The sequence below is a fragment of the Roseobacter sp. SK209-2-6 genome (genome assembly GCF_000169455.1).
Lineage (GTDB): Bacteria > Pseudomonadota > Alphaproteobacteria > Rhodobacterales > Rhodobacteraceae > Pseudophaeobacter.
Map to the genome: position 1 here is coordinate 59166 of NZ_AAYC01000018.1, position 21681 is coordinate 80846.

Sequence of the window (21681 nt, forward strand, 5' to 3'; positions counted from 1 at the left end):
AGAGGCTCAGCTGCGATATCCTGTCATATCGCTCCGGATCATCCGTTCAATTTTCTGCGGATCTTGGAAACGAGCTGAGCCCCGGGACGTTCCGCCTTTGCGCGGGCCGCATCTCTTTCGATCCGATCCTCCTGGCTGAGCTCCGGCGCCGGGCTCAGCGGCATCTTGTCATCCAGCTTATAGCCGAAACGCTCAAAATCCTCTTTATAGAGATCGGTAATGAGCTCCAAAGCCTGCGAACAGGGCTCCAGCTTGGCCACCTTCTTTGATTTCTTCTTGCTCCGCTGATTGGCCGTCTCAATAAAGCGGGGGTCCATACGGGTTCCGGTGACGCGATCCAGCCAGGGGATAATCGCATCCAGCCCATGTTCCAGATAGAAGATCTGGGCATCGGCAGGGATGAAATCAGACATCGGGCGCATGTGGTTGTCAAAGGCATAGGGCCGGGTTTCCCAGTCCTCGGCCAGCCCCGAGAGCCACTCGAGGAACTCAACCCCTGCCGGGATTGTTTTTTCAACCTCTAGCTGGAAGTGCCAAGCACTCACAATCCGGGTGAGCGGATGGCGAACAATTGCAAAGCTCTCATCGATGAACCCCTGCGGGAAGAGCCGAGACAGTGCCTTCAGGTCGATATGCTGCGGCGAGGTCCGGCTCCAGGGATGAGCCTGCTTGAGATGCGCCGTATCGCAAAAAGCAAGCTTGCCAAAGCGGGCTTCCAGATAACGCTCCACAGAGGTTCCCGCACATTTCGGGACATGCGCATAAAAAATAAGCTGCGTGCCGACTCTCATCAGAGGCATGCCTAGTTTCCTTTCCAAAACGGAACCCGTGCCGGACTGTCCGCAGGGGCCTCCTCAGGTGCTGTGTGGCCCTGGCCATCTGCTTGGAACAAACAGCCTCAAGAGGACAGCACCTCAAATACAAACCTGTTCAAACGCATAAGAAAAAGATGCATGCGTTACATCCGAGACATTTATCCCTGCTGCATATGTCAGCTCCCCCTCATGCACAACAGGCTTTGTTTTGCAATCCATACCACCTTGGAAATGGTCGCAGAGACAGGCAGCATCCACAGAAAACCCAGGTTAAATTTGCACATTCAGGAACCGCAGCGGCCCGCCATCCAGACAGATCGCCGAAAGACGCCCGGTGGCATAGGCACCGGTATCGATGGCAATCCGCCCTGCCCTGACCTCCGGCGCACCGACAACGGTGTGACCATGCACCACCCAGATCCCGTCCCGCCGCCTCTGGCCCTGAAACTCCCGATGCCCCCAGAGAAGCACCGCCTCGGGCTGATCTTCCGGGCTGCGGCGCGGATCCGCACCCGCATGCACCAAAAGCACCGTCCCCGAGAGCAGAGAGACCGGCCGCGCGGCGAGCCAGCGGATCAGATCCTCTCCCATAGCCGCCCGTAGCTGGTCCCGGCAGGCGCAGAGTGCACCTGCCTCCATCTGCGCGTGCACCTCCTGAAGGCCAAAGGAGCGGAGGGTCTCCAGCCCGCCATGCCGGAGCCACTGCGGCCCCGCCTCTTCCGGGTCTTGCAGAAAGCGCAGGAGCATCTCTTCGTGATTGCCCTTGAGACAGGTGATGTCCTCGCGTGCCTGAAGAAAGCGCAGCACCGCAGCGCTCTCGGGGCCGCGGTCCACATAATCCCCCAGAAGTATGATGCGATATCCCGCCGGCACCTGTGCCAGCATCTGCTGCAGCTGGGTCAGGCAGCCGTGAATATCACCAATCACGCAGAGCGGCGCCTCGGGGCGGGGCATGTCCCAAAAGAACCTGCGGCGCAGGCCCTGCACCAAGGAGGAAAACCGCAAAGAAGAGAGGGACACAGAGAACACGGGAAGAGCACAGGCTCCTTGGGCCTTGGATGCAACGCCCCCCGGTGTGGAGGTCTCACCAGGGGGCGCCATGCGTTCTGCATGTGATAGCGGCCTCTTCATAAAGGGGCAAGCTAGGCCTCAGGCCGTGGGTGATGCTCAGGCGCGACGACAGGCGGGTACGCCCATGCGGATGATCTCCTGGCCCTTGATCCGGTGAATGCCGGAAATCCGGTTGCGCCCTTCGGCCATGAACCAATTGCGCAGGGGCTCGGGGTAGTAATCGGCAATCACCCTGGAGAAATACTCAAAATCCTGTTTCGCCAGACGGCGGCCATTGCGGGAAGGCCCATGGAAGCCAAATTCCGTATTGGGGTTCACGCAGGTGCCCGGCAGTCCCAGAAACATCGTGCAGGTGGAATAGCAGACCTGGCCGCGGATCTCGACCCGCGCACCCCGGCGCTGCAGCTGGGCCAGCTCTGCCAGACGATCACTCAGATAGCCGCCATGGTCGCTGCCCACCACATAGGACTGTGACCCGGCCGCCGCAGGGGCGGCACTGAGGCAGACCGCTGCCGTCGCCATCATTCCAAAACGTCGCAGGGATGACCCGGTTCCCGAAAAAGCGGAAACCACAACCTGCGCAATTTTCCCAGCCAGCATGAATAATCCTCCAAAGGCAATTAACGGGCGCTAAGGAGTGATTAAAAAATCGTTGCGCTGGGAAGGGGGTCCAGATGTGGCGAAATTGCGTAGATTATCAAAGTTTTATCAATAAGATGAGGCAAATTTTAACCACTTCTCCGCCCCCTAGAACCCCCGCCCGACACGGAGGGGCAGACAAGCCTTCTGGATTTCAAAGAGAGGTTCCAGCATGGCATCTGCACCCGAGAACCAATGCGATGAACCGCTTTCATCACAACTGATCAGAGGCCCTCAAACCCAGATTGCACGGGGGGCATACTGCAATTTTTTGCAGCGTCACCCTCCGCTCATGCACCATAATATGCTCGAATTTCCGCCTCTGTTGACAATTTAGCTACAATTTCCGCAACTTTCGGTACACTGTCTGATGACAAGCCGTTTGATTCTGAAAGCAACTCCAATGACGCTTATTTTTTATATCTTCGCATTTTTGTATGTCGGCGTAGCACTGTTTGCTCTCTTCATGACATGTTATGAGTTTTCCCAAAAACACTGCAAAATAGACATCTACACCGTGACCGGAATGCTTCTCTGCCTTGCCTGGCCAGTCCTGGTCGTCGCCATTCTGGTTTCCCGCAGCTACGCGGGATTTAGCGGGCGCCGGATGAGTCGCAGCAACGGATAAAGCCAGAGAAAATCAGGCTGCAAAAAATCAAAGGTCACGCCGGGAAAGCCTGTGGCGATCTTGTCTTAATGCGTAGACCGCAGCGGGTGCTTTTCAACCTGCGGCAGCTCTCTTTCCATGTTGCGCAGCCGGGAAGGTCTGTGATCCACACCGATGCGCATCTTCCGGGTCTTGCCTATCGGGGTCCGCGACCAGATGGTCCGGCCACTTCGTGGCAAATCATGGCAAAAGGCGAGGGCCGCAGACCTGGCGTGTTGCGACAAGCGGCAAAACCTGCACGCGGGCTCTAGCATCCAGTGTTTCAATTGCGCGCATGGCGCAGGAACAGCCAGTTCGCAACAATCCAGAGCGATCCTCCTCATTGGCGCCAAAGATCCTCTGCCCCCGCAGGAATATCCAGTTGCGAAACATATAAGAGGCTCCTAAGGCTGGCTTTGGCGCCTCAAATCCGTTATTTGCAGCCGCGTTTCTTGAATGAGGTTATTAAAGTGCGCATAGAAGAAGCAGGACTTCCGGGACTGAAGATTTTGGAGCCAGCGCGATTTGGCGATGCGCGCGGATTTTTCAGCGAGAGCTGGAACCAACGCCGGATGCAGGAGCACGGGATCGATCTGGATTTTGTGCAGGACAACCACTCTCTCTCGAGCGAGGTCGGCACCCTCAGAGGATTGCATTTCCAATCGCCCCCCCATGCCCAGGCCAAGCTGGTGCGCTGCGGACGCGGGCGGCTCTTTGATGTGGCGGTGGATATCCGCAAGGGCTCTCCTACCTATGGGAAGTGGTTTGGCACCGAGCTGAGCTTTGACAACGGGTTGCAGCTTCTGATCCCGGCGGGCTTCCTGCATGGGTTCATCACCCGTGAGCCCGATACCGAGATCATCTACAAATGCACCGATTACTACGCCCCCGAATGCGATGGGGCAGTGGCCTGGGACAGCTGTGACATCGACTGGGGCTTTGAGGGCACGCCCATGCTTTCGGACAAGGATGCCGCTGCGCCGAAACTGGCGGATTTTGACAGCCCTTTTACCTATGAGGCATCGGCATGAAAATTCTTGTCACCGGCGGTGCCGGCTTTATCGGATCCGCCGTGGTACGGCTGGCCATCGCGCGCGGCCATCAGGTGGTGAACCTGGATGCGCTCACCTATGCGGCCTGCCTGGAGAATGTGGCGCAAGCGGCGCAAAGCCCAAATTACGCCTTTGTAGAGGCTGATATTCGCGATCGCGCCGCTCTGGACCGGGTGTTTTCGGACCATAAACCGGATGTGGTGATGCATCTGGCCGCCGAAAGCCATGTGGACCGTTCCATCGATGGGCCCGGCGATTTCATCGAGACCAATATCACCGGCACCTTCAACATGCTGGAGGCGGCGCGCAAACATTGGATCGAAGCAGGCCGTCCGGAAGCCTTCCGCTTCCACCATATCTCCACCGATGAGGTCTATGGCTCCCTGCCCAATGACCCGGAGGTGCAATTCACCGAAGAGACCTCTTACGATCCGCGTTCGCCCTACTCGGCCTCCAAGGCGGCCAGCGACCATCTGGTGCGCGCCTGGGCCGAGACCTATGGCCTGCCGGTTCTGCTGACCAATTGCTCCAACAATTACGGCCCCTATCATTTCCCCGAAAAGCTGATCCCGGTGGTCATTCTGAATGCCTTGGCCGGCAAGGCGCTGCCAATCTATGGCGATGGCAGCAATGTGCGCGATTGGCTCTATGTGGAGGACCACGCAGATGCGCTGCTCACCGTGGTGTCCGAGGGTGCTGTGGGGCGGACCTATAATATCGGCGGCGAGAATGAGCGCACGAACCTGGAGCTGGTCGAAACGCTCTGCGCCATTCTGGACGCAAAACGGCCCCGTTCGGATGGGAAGTCCTACCAGGACCAGATCACCTTTGTGACGGATCGCCCCGGCCATGATGCCCGCTATGCCATCGACCCCAGCCGCATCCGCGACGAACTGGGCTGGCGCCCAAGCGTGACGGTTGAGGAAGGTCTGGAGAAGACCGTGCAATGGTATCTCGACAATGAGGCCTGGTGGCGCGCCCTGCAAAACCGCGATGGCGTTGGCGAACGCCTAGGAACCGGAAAATGAGAGCGGATTTGCCTCTGAGGGCTGCACCTGGCCGCGGGTGGGGGAGAAGCCCCCGCCCGGAGGGGCGGCCGGGGGCTGCCCGGCCTATCGGTCGGGCTGGGGGTTTGCGGATAGCACCCTTTCCATGCTGACAGCGCATTTGCCCTCTGGCTATGTGCTGGCGCGGCTGGTGCCGCAGCGGCGCTGGCTCTTGCCTGCCGCCCTCATCGGGGCGGTGCTGCCGGATTTTGATATGCTGTGGTTCTATTTTGTCGACCAGGACAGTATTCACCATCACCGATACTGGGTGCATGTGCCTGCATTCTGGGGCGCTATTGCGGCTTTAATCCTACCGGTCATCGCTGTTTTTAAGCATGATTTTTTACCTGTGGCCGGGATCTTTTTTGCGGCACTCTTCCTGCATATGGTGCTCGACACGATCGGCGGTGGCATCCTTTGGGCCGCGCCTTTTAATGGCCATCTTTACAGCCTAGTGGAAGTCCCCGCCACGCAGAGCCACTGGATCCTGTCCTTTCTGCTGCACTGGACCTTCCTCTTGGAGCTGGGCATCTGGGCCGGGGCCTTTTATCTGTGGCGCAACGGGAGAGCTGGATGAGTGAGGCACATATGATTCTCGTTTTCGGAAAAACCGGCCAGCTGGCCCGCGAGCTGGCGGCTTATGACAATGTGACCTGCCTGGGTCGGGGTGAAGCTGACCTGACAGATCCTGCGGCCTGCGCCGCTGCGATCAAGGCCCATGCGCCCGCCGCGGTGATCAATGCGGCCGCCTATACGGCCGTCGATAAGGCGGAAGAAGAAGAAGCCCTGGCCACAGTGATCAATGGCGAGAGCCCCGGCGCCATGGCCGAGGCCTGCGCCGCTCTGGGCATTCCCTTTGTCACCGTCTCCACCGACTATGTCTTTGATGGCAGTGGTACGACGCCCTGGCAGGCGGGTGATGCGGTCGCGCCGGTAAACGCCTATGGGCGCTCCAAACTGGCGGGCGAAGAGGCGACACGCGCGGCAGGCGGCACCCATGCCATCCTGCGCTGCTCCTGGGTGGTGTCTTGTCACGGGGGTAACTTTGTCAAAACCATGCTGCGTCTGGGGGCAGAGCGCGAGGCACTGACCATCATTGCCGATCAGATCGGGGCGCCAACCCCGGCGCGGGATCTGGCCCGCGCCTGTCTGGAAATGGCAGGGCAATTGCAACAGGACCCCGGCAAAAGCGGCACCTATCATCTGCAGGGCAGGCCCGAGGTGAGCTGGGCCGGCTTTGCCCGTGAGATCTTTGCCCAGGCAAATGTCGCTTGCACGGTCACGGATATTCCAACCACGGACTACCCCACACCGGCGGCGCGGCCTTTGAATTCCAGGCTCGATTGCACTGCATTAGAGAATGTTTTTGGTATTTCCCAGCCGGATTGGCGGCAGGGGCTCAGTGAGATTTTAAAAGATTTAGGAGAGCTGACATGAGCAGCAGCAAACCCCGCAAGGGTATCATTCTGGCCGGGGGCTCTGGCACCCGTCTTTATCCGATCACCATGGGCGTCTCCAAACAGCTTTTGCCGATCTATGACAAGCCAATGATCTATTACCCGCTAAGCGTCTTGATGCTGGCGGGCATCCGCGAGATCTGCATGATCACCACGCCACAGGATCAGGCGCAGTTCCAGCGCACTCTGGGTGACGGCAGCCAATGGGGCATCTCGCTCTCTTACGTGGTGCAGCCTTCGCCCGACGGTCTGGCCCAGGCCTTTATCCTGGCCGAAGACTTCCTCGATGGGGCCCCCTCTGCCCTGGTCCTGGGCGACAATATCTTCTTTGGCCATGGGTTGCCAAAACTGCTGGCGGCGGCAGATGCGCAGGGATCTGGCGGCACCGTCTTTGGCTATCACGTGGCGGATCCGGAACGCTATGGCGTGGTGGATTTCGACGCCGAGGGCCGCGCCCGCGAGATCATCGAAAAGCCTGCGGTGCCACCCTCCAACTATGCGGTGACCGGGCTCTACTTCCTGGACGGCAGCGCACCAGAACGAGCACGGGCGGTGCAGCCCTCTGCCCGTGGTGAATTGGAGATCACCGATCTGTTGCAGATGTATCTGGACGAAGAGAACCTGCGGGTCGAGACCATGGGCCGGGGCTATGCCTGGCTCGATACCGGCACCCATAGCTCGCTGCTGGAGGCGGGCAATTTTGTGCGCACCCTGCAGGAACGCCAGGGGCTGCAGACCGGCTGCCTGGAAGAGATCGCCTGGGAGCAGGGTTGGATCAGCCGCGAGGACCTTCAGGCGCGCGCCAAGCTTTTTGCCAAGAATGACTATGGTGCCTATCTCGAAGGGTTGTTGCGCTGACAGAAGAGGTTTGCGCGATGGCACCTTGAAACCTTTGCAGCCCATGTATTTATGGCCTCTTGAGGTAGCGCTTTAGGCGTTGCTGAACACAGATAAGCGGAGCAAAGGGTTCTATGACACAGACTTCAGGTGCAGCGCGCCGTGTTCTGATTACGGGAACCGCTGGGTTCATCGGCTTTCACCTCGCCAGGCTCCTGCTGGCAGAGGGGTTCCGGGTGCATGGGTTTGACGGGATGACCGATTACTATGATGTCACCCTGAAACAGCGCCGCCATGGCATGTTGCTGCAGCATGGGAATTTCTCCGCCACCGAGGGCATGCTGGAAGACAATGCCCTCTTTGATCAGATGGCGGATGATTTTGCCCCGGATGTGATTGTGCATCTCGCAGGCCAGGCCGGGGTGCGCTACAGCCTGGAAAACCCGCGCTCCTATATCGACAGCAATATTACCGGCACCTTCAATGTGATGGAGGCAGCACGGCGGCTTGAAGTGCAGCACCTGCTGATGGCTTCCACCTCTTCGGTCTATGGCGCCAATGAAGAGATGCCCTTTGTCGAGACCGAAAAGGCCGATACCCAGCTGACCATCTATGCGGCCACCAAGAAGGCAGGCGAGAGCATGGGCCATTCCTATGCCCATCTGTGGAACCTGCCCACCACCATGTTCCGGTTCTTTACCGTTTATGGCACCTGGGGGCGGCCGGATCTGGCGCTCTATAAATTTGTTGATGCCATCCTCGATGAACGCCCCATCGACATCTACAATCACGGTGAAATGTATCGCGATTTCACCTATGTTGACGATCTGGTGCGGGCCATCCGGCTGCTGATCGATACGGTTCCGGAACGCCCCGCCACCCGCGCCGAGATCCCCTCTTGGGACAGCCTCTCACCGGTGGCGCCCTACCGGGTGGTCAATATCGGCAACTCTGACAAGGTGCGGCTCTTGGATTTTGTCGATGCCATCGAAGCAGCCCTGGGGAAAAAGGCCATCCGCAACTATATGGAAATTCAGAAAGGCGATGTCCCGGCCACCTGGGCCAATGCGGATCTGTTGAACAACCTCACAGGTTATCGTCCGCAGACCGATTTCAGGGAGGGTATCGCCTGTTTCGTGGATTGGTTCCGGGACTACTACAGCAAATGACCATGGATGTTTCACAGGCCAAAATCGCTGTTATCGGGCTGGGCTATGTTGGTCTGCCCCTGGCGGTGGAGTTCGGGAAGAAATTTCCCACCATCGGCTTTGATATCGATGCCACGCGGATTGCAGAGCTGCAGGCAGGCAAAGACAGGACTTTGGAAACCGAGGCGGGGGATCTCGCCGCCGCCACAGAGCTGCGTTTCACCGCAGATCTGGAAGTGCTGAAAGCCTGCAATACCTTTATTGTCACGGTCCCCACCCCGATTGATACCTATAAGCGCCCGGACCTGTCCCCCCTGATCGCAGCCTCCCAGGCGGTAGGAGAAGTGATCTCTCACGGCGATGTGGTCATCTATGAGAGCACCGTCTACCCCGGTGCCACTGAAGAGGATTGCATCCCGGTTGTGGAGCGGATCTCCGGCCTGATCTGCAATGAAGATTTCTTTGCAGGCTATTCCCCAGAGCGGATCAACCCCGGAGATAAGACCCACCGTCTGCCGGTGATCAAAAAAGTGACCTCGGGCTCAACACCTGAGACGGCGCGCTATGTGGATGCGCTGTACCAAGAGATCATCACCGCAGGGACGCATCTGGCGGCTTCGATCAAGGTTGCAGAGGCCGCCAAGGTGATCGAAAACACTCAGCGTGACGTCAATATCGCCTTGGTCAATGAACTGGCGCTGATCTTTGGCCGGATGGGGATTGATACCCTGGATGTGCTGGAGGCGGCGGGCACCAAATGGAACTTCCTGCCGTTTCGCCCAGGTCTTGTGGGCGGGCATTGCATCGGAGTGGACCCCTATTACCTGACCCATAAGGCCCAGGAGCTGAATTACCAGCCAGAGATCATTCTGGCCGGGCGGCGGATCAATGACAGTATGGGTGAGGTCATTGCAGATGAGGTTCTGAAAGCTCTGGCGCAACAGGACCTGGTGATCAGCCGCAGCCGGGTTCTGGTCATGGGGTTGACCTTTAAGGAAAACTGCCCGGATCTGCGCAACACCCGTGTGATTGATATCATCCGCAAGCTGCAGGATTTTGGCATCACCGTGGATGTGATGGATCCTATGGCGGACCCCGTCAGCGCACAGGCTGAATATGGCATCGATCTGATCTCGCCCCAGGACGGGAAAGGTGCCTATAGCGCGATTATTCTGGCTGTCCCGCATCGGGCCTTCAAGGAGCTGGGGGTTGCGAAGATTCAGAGCTGGGGGACAGGCACGCATCTGCTGTTTGATCTGAAAGGGCTATTTGAAAAACAGCCCAACAGTCGCCGCCTTTAGCAAGAAAACGGGCTCTCAGATTGACCAGGACGCCAATCGCAGGCCCCTCTTGGGCCGTGTAAAAAGAATGGGCAAGAGAAGAGTGGGTGAGAGAACTCGCCCCGGACAGAGGCCCTTGTTTGGCTCTGCTTCAGATCTTGAAAAGGCCGATGATATGGCAGGATGCCCCCTTTCCGGCGCATCCTGAACCTGTTTTTGATTTCGCTACACTCTCTTAGAAATCGACGCCCGCGCGGCTGAAGACGCCGAAGAAGTTGCCGATCAGGTTGGAGATGGTCAGCGCATCATTGATCGGGCTTTCGGTGGCAATCAAAAGGTCACCGGGGTTGATCTGAAACTGTCTTGCGGAAAACAGACCATCGGCCGTGGTCAGGTCCAGGGTAAAGACCACCCGGCTGTGACGCGGTCCGCGCTTGCCCGGGGCCACGGCCTTGGGGCTATATTCGCGCAGGATCAGCAGCCCCTGCGGGTCGGCGCGGCTGTCCTGGAAGCCGCCGGAAACCGACATGGCATCCATGGCCGACATCTCATCCTTGCTGAAGATATGCAGGTCTTCCTTGCCGGTGGCGCCAAAGGAGAGGAAGTAGCGTTCATCCTCTTCGACAAAGACCCGGTCGCCGCCGCGCAACAGGCTGTCGAGCTGCGGGTTGTTCAAGAGCTTGTCCACCGAGGTGCCATAGATCTGGCGTCCCCGCACCAGACGGATCTGCGGATTGTTGAGATTGGCAGAGATGCCACCGCCAGCGGAGATCAGCCCCATCACCGAGTAATTGCGGTTGGGCATCGGATAGGTGCCGGGCTGGGCCACGCCGGAAACCAGATCGACCGAATTGTTGCGCCCTTCCTTCATGTCCAGCTGCAGCTGGGCCGAAGGCACGATGCTTTCCAATTCGATCTGCAGCTCTTCGCGGGCCAGATCCGGGGTCAGCCCCAGCACATTCACATTGCCCACATAGGGCATGAAGATGGAACCATTGGCGGCAACGCGCACATCCTGCAGCTGCACGGCCTTTTGTTCGATCGAGGTCAGCAGCGAATTGTCACTGCTGTCCCAGATCCTGAGGGTCAGCGTGTCGCCGGGTTGGATGATCTGGGTCTTGGCCCCATGGCTGGCGCGAATCCAGCTCAGCATCTCCTGCTTGCCGGTGGCAGGCCAATGCGCCACGGTGGGCAAAAAGGCACGGGTCACCGGATAAAGCGCAAAATCCGCATCTACTTCGCCGGATTGCTTGATGATTTCCTCACTGGCGGGGGCGCCGCCGGGTAGGCGGCCACAGGCTGCCGGCAAGAGAATAAGGCTGGCAAGGGCAATGAGGGGAATCAGTCGGCGCATGTGGGCTCTTTTCGGAAAGATCTTGATTTTTGATGTGCGCAAGATACTGGGCTTGGGCCATGCGTCAACCAGAGGGCGCAACCTATAGTGTCTTGAGCGGAATGAGGGGCAAGAGATGGGTTTTCCGGCCACAGTTGTCTTAGGCGCCTCCGGGCGGATCGGGCGGGTGCTGCGCCATTTCTGGCCCGGATTGCTGCCCGCGCGGGGGTATGATCCTGCCACAACCCGCTGGCAGGCGCGGCGGGCGCAAACCACTGCCCTCCCAGAGGAGAACTGGGTCCTGCTGGATCCGCTGGCGGAGCCCGAAGCGCTGGCCAAAAGCTGCAGCGGGGCCGAGGCCCTGCTGTGTCTCGCCGGCCCGGTCCCTGGATCCCGAGAGGGTCTTGATCTGGCAGATCACAGCCGCCTGGCGCTTGCTGCGATTGAGGCTTTGGCCCGGGCGGCGGAGCGGGAGGCGCGGGCACCGGCGCCTCTGTTCCTGGCTTCCTCTGCTGCGGTCTATGGGCGTCAAAGCGGGGGCTTGTGCGAGACGGCAGAGGTCACACCCGCCAATGCCTATGGCGCCGCCAAACTGGCGATGGAGCAGGCGGCGCTGGCACGGGGCCGGGCGCTGGGGGTACCGGTCACCGCGCTCAGGATTGGCAATATCGCCGGATTGGATGTGATCCTTGGCGGCTGGACACCGGGTTTTACCCTGGATCAATTTGCCGATGGCCACACACCCCGGCGCAGCTATATCGGGGTGCAGAGCCTGGCAGAGGCGCTCGCAGCCTTGCTGCAATGCCCCAGAGTGCCGCCAATCCTGAATCTCGCACAGCCTGGTCCCGTAGACATGGGAGCCTTGCTGCGCGCCGGTCATCGAGAGTTCACCTGCCGCCCCGCCCCTGAAGGGGCAATCCCCGAGGTCTCACTGGATCTGGAGCTCCTGCGCAGGACTTTAGGGCAACATTTGATGCCCGCCCCAGCGGATCCCGCTTGTCTGGTGGCAGAATGGTCCCTAGTAGAACGGGATTTCCACGGCTCTCCTTAAGAAGGATTTCTGCCACCCATGACCTGGCGCAAACGTCTTTTTGATCTCTTCTTTGTCACCCTGCTGATTGTCATCCTCGGGCCGATCCTGCTGGCCCTGCTGGTCTGGCTGTTGCTCAAAGAGGGGCGGCCGATCTTCTATGTGGCAGAGCGCATGACCACGCCCACCCGCGGTTTTGGGCTGTGGAAGCTCAGAACCATGACGGTGGCGGAGGAAGACAGCGGCGTGTCGGGCGGCGACAAGGATGCGCGCATCACCAAGACCGGCGCCTGGCTGCGCTCCAAACGCCTGGATGAGTTTCCGCAGCTCTGGAATATCCTCAAAGGCGATCTCTCCTTTGTGGGGCCGCGCCCGCCGCTGCGCCAATATGTCGAGGCCCATCCCGAGATCTATGCAGAGGTGCTGAAATCACGCCCCGGTGTCACCGGGCTGGCCTCGATCGCCTATCACAAGCATGAGGCCGCCCTGCTGGCGCGCTGCGCCACCCGCGAAGAGACCAATGCGGTCTATTCCCGTGTCTGTGTACCCGCCAAGGCACGCCTGGATCTGATTTATCAGCGCCACCAGAGCATGTGTTATGACTTTGATCTGGTATTCCAGACCATCGGCAATATTTTCCGCCGCAGCTAGGGCCGCAGCTAGGAAGGGGGGCACTGATACGGCGGCGCAGTGGTGCCAACTTTGATACGTTTCACGATTTTCTGGGGTGCTGGCAATTTTTCGCTAAGCTTCTGTTTGTATTGCAGCGCAAAAATGGGCAGAATGCGAGACAAGGAATTTTGAAACTCTGAATCGCGCCACAGCCGGGAGCTGTCTGGGGGGCGTGTTGTTCGAAACCTCGTAAACGGCCTGTTGTTTCTAGGGTTCGAGGTTTATGAACCCGCAGATATTGGGTTCTGGTGTAGATGGGTGATACCACAGTGATGGCCGAAACTTTTACGGCCGGGACAATAAATTATGTTTGATCTGATCAGTCGACTTTCACGAAAACAGAAATCATATATCTTTCTGGCATTGGATGCGCTGCTCTGCCCGCTGGCTCTTTTGTTCACCTTCAGCGTGCAACCGCTACCGGATCCGGCCCTCTTCACCCTGGCTCTGATGCTGCCCGTGCTGCCCTATGCCATTCTGGCCATGGCAGGGGTCTCACTCTGGCTCGGGCTGCCACGTATTCAGCTCAATGCCTATGAGCGTCATGCGGTGATGCTGACGGCCCTTGTGGCAGGCCTCACTGCAACCGTCATGGCAATGCTCACCTCTGTGGTGGGGCCGAAGCTGCCATCTGGCACCTATGTCGTCTTTGGTCTGAGTTATTTCATCTCCATGGTGCTGGCCCGCACCATTCTGCTGCAGCTGGTCCTGATGATCTATCGCCGTGCCCTGCCGCGCTGCCGGGTGCTGATCTATGGGGCCGGCTCCACCGGCACCCAGCTGGCCCAGGCGCTGAAATCCCATGGCAGCATCGATCCGGTGGCCTTTGTTGATGACAATACCTCGCTGCAAGGCGCCACCCTTTTGGGGCTGCCGGTCTTTGCCCCCGCGCGCATTCCCGAGATTATCAAAAGCCGCTATATCACCCGGGTTCTTTTGGCGATGCCCTCGCAGGGGCTGGCCAAGCAGGCGCAGGTGACCCGGCATCTGCAGAACATGGGGCTGGAAGTGCAGGTGCTGCCCTCCTTTGCCCAACTTATCGGTGAAGAAGCGCTGGTGGATAAGCTCACCCCGGCCTCAGCCCAGGATTTTCTGGGCCGTGACAGCCATGATGTCCCCCTGAATACTGCCAGCAGCTCCTATCAGGATCGGGTGGTGCTGGTCTCGGGCGCGGGGGGCTCCATCGGTTCCGAGCTCTGCCGTCAGGTCCTGGCCTGCCGCCCCTGCAAGCTGGTGCTTTATGAGCTGTCGGAGCTGGCGCTTTATACCATTCACCAGGAGCTTGCCCCTCTGGGGGAGGAGCTGGGCATCGAGGTGGTGCCGGTCCTGGGTTCAGTCACAGATCCGCGCCAGGTGCGTATGGTGCTGGAACAGCATCGGGTGCAGGTGGTGCTTCATGCGGCTGCCTATAAACATGTGCCTCTGGTTGAGGCCAATCCGCTGCCGGGCATGGCCAATAATGTCTTTGGCACCCAGACGTTGGCACGGATGGCGGAACGCGCCGGGGTGGAACGCTTCATTCTGATCTCTTCGGACAAGGCGGTGCGCCCGGCCAATGTGATGGGGGCCTCCAAACGCATGGCGGAACTGATCGTGCAGGATCGCGCCTCGCGCAGCTCCGGCACCATCTTCACCATGGTACGCTTTGGCAATGTGCTCGGCTCTTCCGGTTCCGTCGTGCCGCTGTTTCAGGATCAGATCAGCCGGGGTGGTCCGGTCACGGTCACCGACCCGGCGGTGAAACGCTATTTCATGACCATCCGCGAGGCGGTGCAACTGGTCTTGCAGGCCGGGGCTGAGGCCGCGGGCGGTGAAGTCTTTGTGCTGGATATGGGCAAGCCCGTCTCCATCGTGCAGCTGGCCCGCCAGGTGATCGAAAGTGCCGGCTATACGGTGCGTGATGCCGCCCATCCCGAGGGGGATATCGAGATCGAGATCATCGGGCTCAGGCCCGGCGAAAAGATGGAAGAGGAGCTGACCCTGAGCGGCAGCCTCACCACCACCCGCCATGCCAAGATCTTCTGCGCCCGCGAGGCGGTGCTCTCGGAAATCGAAGTGGCAGCACTGCTGCGAGAGCTGCGCCAGGCGGTGGCCAGCGGCGATGAGGAGGCACTGCGCGCGCTGATCGCCCATTGGATCGAGGGCGGCGGAGAAGACACGATCGGAGCGCGAAAGAGTTCCTAGTCTTTCGCTCTTCCATTGAAGCGCGGGCGGGTTTCATGCTCTAACCGCAGGCAGCGCAGGGCAGCAGGGGCAGTGGGACTTTCCGTGACGACAACAAGACAATACCGCGCGCGCGCCGTGCTGACCGGCCTGGCCATGACAGCCGGGTTGCTGCAGGCCGCACCCGTGCTGGCCCAATCCAAACCCTTTGCAGGCCAAAGCAATGCCAGCGCAGAGGAGGCCCCCCGCTACAAGCGCCTGCCAGCGCCCTCCTTGAACTTCTACGGCACCTCCGGCCTGATCGATATGCCCTCGGCCGAGATGCAGCCGGATGGGCAATGGAGCACCAGTTTCTCCTGGTTTGCCGGCCAGAGCCGCTACAATCTGACCTTCCAGGCCACCCCCTGGCTCTCGGCTTCTTTTCGTTACAATGGTATCAGGGATCTCTCTGGAACCGCCTTCAGCACCTATTATGACCGGGGTTTTGACGTCCGCGCCCGGCTCTGGCGCGAGGGGCACTGGCGCCCGGCCGTCACCATCGGGTTACAGGATTTTGCCGGCACTGGCGTTTATGCCAGCGAATATATCGTCGCCACCAAGAGCTTTGACACCCCGGCCCTGGGATCGGGCCGCAGCCCCGGACGCCTGAAAGTTACCGCAGGCCTTGGCTGGGGGCGCCTGGGCACCTATGGCGCTCTGGGCAGCCTGGCCGGCAATCGCACCGGCTTCACCCCCGGCGGCACCGGTGGCAGCCTCTCGACAGAGAGCTGGTTTCGCGGAGATGTTGCTCCCTTTGGCGGCATCGAATGGGAGATCAATGACCGCTGGGGGCTGAAGGCGGAGTATTCTTCAGATGCCTATCTGGCGGAATCTCGCGATTCCGGCATCTTTGAGCGCCGCTCACCGTTGAACTTTGGTCTGGAATATCAATGGACGCCGGGCACCCGGATCGGGGCCTATTACCTCTATGGCTCCGAACTGGGGATCACCGCGCAGATCCAGCTCAACCCGAAACATCCGCGGGTGCCGATGCAGGTCCCGGCCCTGGCGCCGGTTCTGCCGCGCAACCAATGGGCCACAGAGTCAGCCCATTGGGGTCAGGACTGGGCCCAGAGCAGCGCCTCCAAGCGGCAAGTTCGCGACCTGGTGGCCGAGGCCCTGAAAAGTGATGGGCTGACCCTGGAAGCGATTACCCTCAGCGGAACCGAAGTAGAGCTGCGCTATCGCAACAACCGCTATCGCTCCGAGACCCTGGCCGCAGGCCGCGCCGCGCGTCTCATTGCCAATGTGCTGCCGCCTTCGGTGGAAACCTTCCGCCTGGTGCCGGTGCGCCGGGGGATCGGGCTCTCAACCACAGTGCTGCGGCGCAGTGATCTGGAGGCGCTGGAGTTTGTCCCGGATGCGCCGGATGCGTTGGCAGCAGTCTCTACAGTGACCAATGCGGCCCCCCTCGCCGCGGATGCCATCCTGTCAGAAGAGCTTTACCCGGCCTTCTCCACCTCGGTGAGCCCCTACTCTTCGCAGGGGTATTTTGACCCTGATCAGCCCTTCCGGCTGGATCTGGGGGTGGATTTTGCAGCCTCCTATACGCCCGCACCGGGCTGGCGTATCGCGGGCGCCATCCGCCAGCGGCTCTGGGGCAATATCGCCAATGGCCGGGCCTCTAATTCGGTGCTGCCCCATGTGCGTACCGATCAGGCTGAATATGCCCAGCATGGCACCACCCTGAACAATCTTTATGTCAGTCGCCATTGGCAGCCTGGGCGCAATACCTATGCGCGGGTCACCGCGGGCCTCTTGGAAAGCATGTACGGCGGGATCTCCGGCGAGATGCTGTGGAAACCCGCGGCCAGCCCTCTGGCCCTGGGGGTTGAGGGCAACTACGTGCGCCAGCGTGCCTTTGACCAGCGCTTTGGCTTTCGCGATTACCAGACCTTCACCGGCCATGCCTCTGCCTATCTCGAGCTGGGCAAAGGCTATGTGGCGCAGGTCGATGCCGGGCGCTATCTGGCCGGGGATTATGGCGCCACCTTCAGCATTGACCGGACCTTTAAAAATGGCTGGTCCGTGGGCGGCTTCTTTACCCGCACCAATGTCTCGGCGGCGGATTTTGGCGAAGGCTCCTTTGACAAGGGCTTCCGCTTCCGTATTCCGCTGGATTGGATGCTCGGCAAACCCTCGCGCAATAGTTTTGGCCTGACCATTCGCCCGACCCAGCGCGATGGTGGTCAACGCGTGGCTGTCCCTGGCCGGCTTTATGGCTCCGTGCGGGCCGCCCATCGCCTCAGCCTGACAGAGCAGCGCGCGAGGTTCTGGGAATGAAGATGACATCTATACTTGCCCGCTTTGCGGGAGCTCTGGCGCTCCTGACCGGGCTTACCGCCTGTGCCAAAGGCCCCGATAAAACCCCGCTCGAGGTGGAGCTGGTTCAGAATCTGCGCCAAGCATTGCAGGCGCGCCGGGCTGCGCGGGGTGAAAAACCCGCCCGCCCCGCCCTCACCCGGGCGGCGCTGGACGCAACCGTCAAAGGCGCTTTTATCGAGGTCACCATCGAAGAGAGTGATGTTTTTGCCTATCTGTCCCGACAGGTCAGCAAACATGATGACTTTCCCGGCACCGTTGAGGTCTGGCGCTCTGAGGACAATGTAAACCTTGCGATGCGCGACGGCGTGCTGGTGGCAACCCGAGGCATGCCCAATGATCTGCTGGCAGCTTCGGCACTGGTCCATGCGGGCGGGCCCAAGGGCCCCTCGGGGAATGGGGAGCGGATCTATGAGATTGCCGCGCTGGATAATGAATCCTACAAACTCTCCCTGGTGTGCCAGGTCGAGGATCTGGGGGTAAAACGGATTGAAATCGTTGAACTTACCTATCGCACCCGCCACCTGCGCGAGACCTGCGAAGGCCGCGGAGGTCAGGCGGAATCTCTGGCCGGGTCTCAGGAAAGAAACCGGGTGGTCAATGATTATTGGATTGATTCTCGCACAGGCCGGATTTGGCAGTCCCGCCAATGGGCCGGGCCGGAACTGGGCTATCTGCGCATCCGCCAGTTGACCTCTGGCTAGGCATAAAAGCACCGGTAGAAGCCCAGATGCGCGGTTTTCCCGCAACGCTCTGGAAAATGAGTTGAAAAATCCAGATTTTAATGGCGGAATAGGTCTACCATTCGTTGATCCGTAAGATCTTCTGGCATAGTGTCCGCTCGAGAGTATCCCCTCCACAGGAGTTTTATTATGAAAAATATCTTCGCCGCATTCGTTCTGGCATCCATGGCTGCAACCACTGCCTCCGCGCAGGCTGTTGAAACCACCACCACTGCCACCACAACCACCACCACCACCACAGGTATTCTGGGTGGCACTGGCCTGGGCATCACTGGTGCCACCGCTGCTGTTCTTGCTGGCGTTGTTGGCCTGGCCGTCATCGTCAGCGACGACGACGACAGCACAACCACAACCACCACAACCACCAACTAAGCGAGCGCCGGTTTCCGGCCTCATGTTGGAGGAAAGTTAAGCAGGCGCGCTTTTGGGGCGCGCCTGTTTTTTTTGTGCCTGGATTTATATGTTGGAGATTAGGAAAAACGCAGAGCCCCAAGAGCGCCGGGGTCACTGTGAAAACGGGTAGAATATGACACAGAAACAGATCATCGCAGTTGCAGGCATCGGCTATGTAGGGCTGTCCAATGCGGTCCTTCTGGCCCAGCGGCATCAGGTCCGGGCTCTGGATACGGATCCGGCCCGGGTTGAGATGCTCAACCGCCGACAATCCCCGATCATTGATACCGGTTTGGAAAGTTATCTGGTCGAAAGGGATCTGCAGCTCTCAGCAACCTGCGCCCCGGAAGAGGCCTTTGCCGGGGCGGATTATGTCGTCGTTGCCACCCCGACCAATTACGACCCGGTGAGCAATTTCTTTGACACTTCCAGCGTCGAAGCGGTGATTGGCCAGGTGATGGCCTGCAATCCAAAGGCCACCATCGTGATCAAATCCACCATTCCGGTGGGGTTCACCCAGGATATCCGCGCCCGGCTTGGCACTGATCAGGTGATCTTCTCACCGGAGTTCCTGCGTGAGGGGCAGGCCTTGCATGACAACCTTTATCCCTCGCGCATCGTGGTGGGAGAGCGCTCCGAACGCGCACGCCGCTTTGCCGAAATGCTGCGCGATTGCTCACTGAAGCCGGATGTGGAACTGCTGTTCACCGATGCGTCCGAGGCAGAGGCGATCAAGCTTTTCTCCAATACCTATCTCGCCATGCGGGTGGCCTATTTCAACGAGCTAGACAGCTATGCCCTGGCCCATGGCATGGACAGCCGCCAGATCATCGAGGGGGTGGGCCTCGACCCGCGGATCGGCACGCATTACAACAACCCCTCCTTTGGCTATGGAGGCTACTGCCTGCCGAAAGACAGCAAGCAGCTTCTGGCCAATTACTCCGAGGTGCCACAGAACCTCATCCGCGCCATCGTGGATGCCAATCGCACCCGCAAGGATTTCATTGCCGATCGAATCCTGGCACTCAAACCGCAGGTGGTGGGGATCCACCGGCTGGTGATGAAGGCAGGATCTGACAATTTCCGTCAAAGCTCGATCCAGGGCATCATGAAGCGGATCAAGGCCAAGGGCATCGAGGTGGTGGTCTATGAACCGGAATTGCCAGAGGAGAGCTTCTTTGGCTCCGAAGTGATGCGCGATCTGGACGCCTTCAAGCAGAAATCGGATGTCATTATTGCCAACCGGCGCAGCCCGGATCTGGAGGATGTCCCGGATAAGATCTTCACCCGCGACCTGTTTCAATCGGATTAGGGGCACGAACGCTATCCCCCTGACCTCACCTCCTGCGCTGTTTCCGGTCTTGTGCCCGTGCGATAAGATGAATCTTACATAGATCCTCAATGATCTGCAGTTCATTGGCCTCTCGCCACAGCTAAAACCGGGTATAGTCTTATAGGAGGTCGCAGCGAGGGCGGCGGAATTTTGCAACCTCTGGTCCTACTGACCTTGTCAGAAACCCCTGAGTATCCCTATGCTCCCCCCGGGGGCGGGATGCTCTTGACCAGATGCAGCGTGCAAAAAAGGTCAGGGCATGAAGCGGAGTAAGACATGCGATTGTTTGAACAGACCCGGCTCTTTGGGCCGTTTCTGGGCATCTGTCTCTTTTTGTCTGGCATGCCAGAACAAGGGGCAGCCATGAGCAAGCCAGAAACCCGACCGGTGATTTCCCTCAGCTGCAAGGTGACAGCTCCAGAAGGAGAGCGGCTCTGCCAGGCCCTGTTGCAGGCCCTGTCCAAAGAAGCCCCCAAAGCGGTGATCCGCCGGGTTGAGACCGCACCACAGGATGTGGAAGGGGCGCTGATCTCTCTGCGGGCAGAAGCCAAGAGCCGGGATCAGATCAACGGGCGCCTCAGCTGGACATTGGCTCCAGGTGCCGAGGGCAATGGGGCAGAGGTCAGATTTGATGTCATGGATGATGCAAAACTCTCTGCCAAGGTATATGATGGCTTTGCCCGGGGTCTGATTGTGGCCAGTCCGGAATTGCAGCAAGCGCTGCGTGCCGCCGGGGTCAATTGAACCAGATGATGAAACAGACATTCGACTTTGAAGAGTGGATTTAGACCATGTGCGTAATGTGTAATATGACAGGAACCTTTGATCCTTCGCGCCATGCGGAAGGCAATGGGTTTGATGGCGGGCCGGTTCGGGCTGCAATTGCCGAAAGTGTTGATGCGGCAGCGGGTACCGGCACCAACTATACGATGTCGGTAGGCGATACCTTTAACGGGACGCTTTGGCTTGGAGATCGCGATTGGGTGCGCGTCACCCTCACTGCCGGGGAGAGCTATAATATCACCCTGAACGGGGTTTCACTCACGGACCCCTATCTGCGCCTTTACGATTCCAGCGGCAATCTGGTGGCCTATAATGATGACGGCGGGCCTGGTCTCGACTCCGCCATGAGCTTTAATGCCACCAGTACTGGCACCTATTATGTGGCAGCGGGCGGTTATTCGGATGCCCGTTCCGGCACCTATAGCATGGCCGTCACCAGCAGTGGCAGCACCCCGCCAACTCCCGGCGGCAGCGGCGCCAGCCTGGATGATCTGGCCAATTTCCTGACCCATGGCTATTGGGGCGGCTCCTCGCGCAGCTTCAACACCAGTGGCAGCAATCAGATCACGGTGAATATCAGCGGCTTGACTGCGGCTGGTCAGCAATTGGCCCGCTGGGCCTTTGAGGCCTGGGAAGCGGTGGCCAATATCGATTTTGTCGAAACCCTGGGCTCGGCTCAGATCACCTTTGACGACAATGACAGCGGTGCCTATGCCAGCTCTTCGACCTCCGGCACCACCATCCTCAGCTCGGAAGTAAACGTCAGCACCGCCTGGCTGGCCAATAGTGGCACCACGATCGACAGCTATTCCTTCTCTACCTATGTGCATGAAATCGGCCATGCGCTGGGGCTGGGGCACCAGGGCGATTACAATGGCA

General features: G+C 59.5%; 21 protein-coding genes. 17 read left to right on the top strand and 4 right to left on the bottom strand.

Annotated features, from left to right (window positions below):
• Window positions 1-38: 38 nt before the first annotated feature.
• The 3 genes from RSK20926_RS20440 to RSK20926_RS20450 all read right to left on the bottom strand — a co-directional run bounded on the left by RSK20926_RS20440 (window position 39) and on the right by RSK20926_RS20450 (window position 2486).
• Window positions 39-800: a sulfotransferase family protein gene (locus RSK20926_RS20440; RefSeq protein ID WP_008209689.1), complete on the bottom strand. Its 762-nt coding sequence runs from the start codon at window positions 798-800 to the stop codon at window positions 39-41.
• A gap of 285 nt (window positions 801-1085) precedes the next feature.
• Window positions 1086-1835, bottom strand: a complete 750-nt coding sequence (locus tag RSK20926_RS20445) for a metallophosphoesterase family protein (protein WP_232281944.1) — start codon at window positions 1833-1835, stop codon at window positions 1086-1088.
• A gap of 147 nt (window positions 1836-1982) precedes the next feature.
• Window positions 1983-2486: a hypothetical protein gene (locus RSK20926_RS20450; protein ID WP_008209693.1), complete on the bottom strand. Its 504-nt coding sequence runs from the start codon at window positions 2484-2486 to the stop codon at window positions 1983-1985.
• A 409-nt stretch (window positions 2487-2895) separates the two neighbouring features.
• On the opposite strand from RSK20926_RS20450, the gene RSK20926_RS20455 reads away from it, so the two are divergent.
• From RSK20926_RS20455 to RSK20926_RS20495, 8 genes are all read left to right on the top strand, one after another.
• A complete protein-coding gene (locus RSK20926_RS20455) occupies window positions 2896-3153 on the top strand; it encodes a hypothetical protein (RefSeq protein WP_008209694.1) in 258 nt (85 codons plus the stop codon).
• Between the two features lie 488 nt (window positions 3154-3641).
• A complete protein-coding gene (rfbC, locus tag RSK20926_RS20465) occupies window positions 3642-4202 on the top strand; it encodes a dTDP-4-dehydrorhamnose 3,5-epimerase (protein WP_037256100.1) in 561 nt (186 codons plus the stop codon).
• Window positions 4199-5251, top strand: a complete 1053-nt coding sequence (gene rfbB, locus RSK20926_RS20470; RefSeq protein WP_008209698.1) for a dTDP-glucose 4,6-dehydratase — start codon at window positions 4199-4201, stop codon at window positions 5249-5251. Before rfbC ends, rfbB begins: the two co-directional genes overlap by 4 nt.
• 124 nt (window positions 5252-5375) lie before the next feature.
• Window positions 5376-5846 (top strand): metal-dependent hydrolase, encoded by a 471-nt coding sequence (locus RSK20926_RS20475; RefSeq protein WP_037256102.1) that lies wholly within the window; start codon window positions 5376-5378, stop codon window positions 5844-5846.
• 11 nt (window positions 5847-5857) lie between these two features.
• Window positions 5858-6706, top strand: a complete 849-nt coding sequence (gene rfbD, locus RSK20926_RS20480) for a dTDP-4-dehydrorhamnose reductase (RefSeq protein WP_037256105.1) — start codon at window positions 5858-5860, stop codon at window positions 6704-6706.
• On the top strand, window positions 6703-7584 hold the full coding sequence (gene rfbA / locus RSK20926_RS20485) for a glucose-1-phosphate thymidylyltransferase RfbA (RefSeq protein WP_008209703.1): 882 nt from the start codon (window positions 6703-6705) through the stop codon (window positions 7582-7584). Before rfbD ends, rfbA begins: the two co-directional genes overlap by 4 nt.
• A 113-nt stretch (window positions 7585-7697) precedes the next feature.
• A complete protein-coding gene (locus RSK20926_RS20490; protein ID WP_008209705.1) occupies window positions 7698-8732 on the top strand; it encodes an NAD-dependent epimerase/dehydratase family protein in 1035 nt (344 codons plus the stop codon).
• Window positions 8729-10012 carry a nucleotide sugar dehydrogenase gene (locus RSK20926_RS20495; RefSeq protein WP_008209707.1) on the top strand — a complete coding sequence of 428 codons (1284 nt, stop codon included), beginning with the start codon at window positions 8729-8731 and terminating at the stop codon, window positions 10010-10012. Before RSK20926_RS20490 ends, RSK20926_RS20495 begins: the two co-directional genes overlap by 4 nt.
• A gap of 214 nt (window positions 10013-10226) precedes the next feature.
• Here RSK20926_RS20495 and RSK20926_RS20500 read toward each other — a convergent pair whose 3' ends face one another.
• On the bottom strand, window positions 10227-11345 hold the full coding sequence (locus tag RSK20926_RS20500; protein ID WP_037256064.1) for a polysaccharide biosynthesis/export family protein: 1119 nt from the start codon (window positions 11343-11345) through the stop codon (window positions 10227-10229).
• Between the two features lie 115 nt (window positions 11346-11460).
• Here RSK20926_RS20500 and RSK20926_RS20505 point away from each other — a divergent pair, with 115 nt between their 5' ends.
• From RSK20926_RS20505 to RSK20926_RS20545, 9 genes are all read left to right on the top strand, one after another.
• The gene (locus RSK20926_RS20505) at window positions 11461-12375 is read left to right on the top strand and encodes an NAD-dependent epimerase/dehydratase family protein (RefSeq protein ID WP_008209711.1); all 915 of its coding nucleotides are present in this window, start codon (window positions 11461-11463) and stop codon (window positions 12373-12375) included.
• Window positions 12376-12393: 18 nt separating this feature from the next.
• The gene (locus tag RSK20926_RS20510) at window positions 12394-13005 is read left to right on the top strand and encodes a sugar transferase (RefSeq protein WP_008209712.1); all 612 of its coding nucleotides are present in this window, start codon (window positions 12394-12396) and stop codon (window positions 13003-13005) included.
• Between the two features lie 327 nt (window positions 13006-13332).
• The gene (locus RSK20926_RS20515; RefSeq protein ID WP_008209713.1) at window positions 13333-15210 is read left to right on the top strand and encodes a polysaccharide biosynthesis protein; all 1878 of its coding nucleotides are present in this window, start codon (window positions 13333-13335) and stop codon (window positions 15208-15210) included.
• Window positions 15211-15294: 84 nt separating this feature from the next.
• Entirely contained in the window at window positions 15295-17511 is a 2217-nt protein-coding gene (locus tag RSK20926_RS20520; protein ID WP_037256108.1) for a YjbH domain-containing protein, read from the top strand.
• Window positions 17508-18254 carry a YjbF family lipoprotein gene (locus RSK20926_RS20525; RefSeq protein WP_008209715.1) on the top strand — a complete coding sequence of 249 codons (747 nt, stop codon included), beginning with the start codon at window positions 17508-17510 and terminating at the stop codon, window positions 18252-18254. Before RSK20926_RS20520 ends, RSK20926_RS20525 begins: the two co-directional genes overlap by 4 nt.
• Window positions 18255-18422: 168 nt before the next feature.
• Window positions 18423-18665, top strand: coding sequence for a hypothetical protein (locus tag RSK20926_RS20530; protein WP_008209716.1), 243 nt, complete (start codon window positions 18423-18425; stop codon window positions 18663-18665).
• A 154-nt stretch (window positions 18666-18819) separates the two neighbouring features.
• Window positions 18820-19998 (top strand): nucleotide sugar dehydrogenase, encoded by a 1179-nt coding sequence (locus RSK20926_RS20535; protein WP_008209717.1) that lies wholly within the window; start codon window positions 18820-18822, stop codon window positions 19996-19998.
• Window positions 19999-20295: 297 nt separating this feature from the next.
• Window positions 20296-20763: a hypothetical protein gene (locus RSK20926_RS20540; RefSeq protein WP_008209718.1), complete on the top strand. Its 468-nt coding sequence runs from the start codon at window positions 20296-20298 to the stop codon at window positions 20761-20763.
• Window positions 20764-20828: 65 nt separating this feature from the next.
• On the top strand, window positions 20829-21681 hold an 853-nt coding region (locus tag RSK20926_RS20545; protein ID WP_008209719.1), incomplete at its 3' end, for a pre-peptidase C-terminal domain-containing protein.

What these genes read in the sequence shown, in the direction of transcription:
- RSK20926_RS20440 (WP_008209689.1), bottom strand. Translation starts at nt 800, where the DNA reads ATGCCTCTGATGAGAGTCGGCACGCAGCTTATTTTTTATGCGCATGTC.
- RSK20926_RS20450 (WP_008209693.1), bottom strand. Translation starts at nt 2,486, where the DNA reads ATGCTGGCTGGGAAAATTGCGCAGGTTGTGGTTTCCGCTTTTTCGGGA.
- RSK20926_RS20455 (WP_008209694.1), top strand. Translation starts at nt 2,896, where the DNA reads ATGACAAGCCGTTTGATTCTGAAAGCAACTCCAATGACGCTTATTTTT.
- rfbB (WP_008209698.1), top strand. Translation starts at nt 4,199, where the DNA reads ATGAAAATTCTTGTCACCGGCGGTGCCGGCTTTATCGGATCCGCCGTG.
- RSK20926_RS20475 (WP_037256102.1), top strand. Translation starts at nt 5,376, where the DNA reads ATGCTGACAGCGCATTTGCCCTCTGGCTATGTGCTGGCGCGGCTGGTG.
- rfbD (WP_037256105.1), top strand. Translation starts at nt 5,858, where the DNA reads ATGATTCTCGTTTTCGGAAAAACCGGCCAGCTGGCCCGCGAGCTGGCG.
- rfbA (WP_008209703.1), top strand. Translation starts at nt 6,703, where the DNA reads ATGAGCAGCAGCAAACCCCGCAAGGGTATCATTCTGGCCGGGGGCTCT.
- RSK20926_RS20490 (WP_008209705.1), top strand. Translation starts at nt 7,698, where the DNA reads ATGACACAGACTTCAGGTGCAGCGCGCCGTGTTCTGATTACGGGAACC.
- RSK20926_RS20495 (WP_008209707.1), top strand. Translation starts at nt 8,729, where the DNA reads ATGACCATGGATGTTTCACAGGCCAAAATCGCTGTTATCGGGCTGGGC.
- RSK20926_RS20500 (WP_037256064.1), bottom strand. Translation starts at nt 11,345, where the DNA reads ATGCGCCGACTGATTCCCCTCATTGCCCTTGCCAGCCTTATTCTCTTG.
- RSK20926_RS20505 (WP_008209711.1), top strand. Translation starts at nt 11,461, where the DNA reads ATGGGTTTTCCGGCCACAGTTGTCTTAGGCGCCTCCGGGCGGATCGGG.
- RSK20926_RS20510 (WP_008209712.1), top strand. Translation starts at nt 12,394, where the DNA reads ATGACCTGGCGCAAACGTCTTTTTGATCTCTTCTTTGTCACCCTGCTG.
- RSK20926_RS20515 (WP_008209713.1), top strand. Translation starts at nt 13,333, where the DNA reads ATGTTTGATCTGATCAGTCGACTTTCACGAAAACAGAAATCATATATC.
- RSK20926_RS20525 (WP_008209715.1), top strand. Translation starts at nt 17,508, where the DNA reads ATGAAGATGACATCTATACTTGCCCGCTTTGCGGGAGCTCTGGCGCTC.
- RSK20926_RS20530 (WP_008209716.1), top strand. Translation starts at nt 18,423, where the DNA reads ATGAAAAATATCTTCGCCGCATTCGTTCTGGCATCCATGGCTGCAACC.
- RSK20926_RS20535 (WP_008209717.1), top strand. Translation starts at nt 18,820, where the DNA reads ATGACACAGAAACAGATCATCGCAGTTGCAGGCATCGGCTATGTAGGG.
- RSK20926_RS20540 (WP_008209718.1), top strand. Translation starts at nt 20,296, where the DNA reads ATGCGATTGTTTGAACAGACCCGGCTCTTTGGGCCGTTTCTGGGCATC.